At 49.3% G+C, this 452-nt stretch carries 1 rRNA gene; it reads left to right on the top strand.

The window, feature by feature from the left end:
- Window positions 1-236: 236 nt before the first annotated feature.
- Window positions 237-452 (top strand): 16S ribosomal RNA (locus AC0T7J_RS25280); the annotation flags it as partial.

Raw genomic sequence — 452 nt, 5'->3', positions numbered from 1 at the left:
AGAGGTTGACTCTGCAGGAGGAAAGCGTAATATACGCCACCTCGCGACAGGACGCTAACGCACTGTTCGCACTGCTCTTTAACAATTTATCAGACAATCTGTGTGGGCACTCGCAGGATTGATATCAGCGTCTCCGGACGTAAAAAATATCAAGCCTCACGAGTGAACACATAATGAAATTCATTATGACGTTTTACAGATGAGCACCGCTTAACTTGTTTAAGCAAATCAAACTTAAATTGAAGAGTTTGATCATGGCTCAGATTGAACGCTGGCGGCAGGCCTAACACATGCAAGTCGGACGGTAGCACAGAGGAGCTTGCTCCTTGGGTGACGAGTGGCGGACGGGTGAGTAATGTCTGGGGATCTGCCCGATAGAGGGGGATAACCACTGGAAACGGTGGCTAATACCGCATAACGTCGCAAGACCAAAGAGGGGGACCTTCGGGCCT

Source organism: Pantoea sp. E956-1, assembly GCF_982223955.1.
The sequence above is the reverse complement of the archived record's forward strand: the minus strand, read 5'-3'. Positions and strand labels throughout refer to the sequence as shown.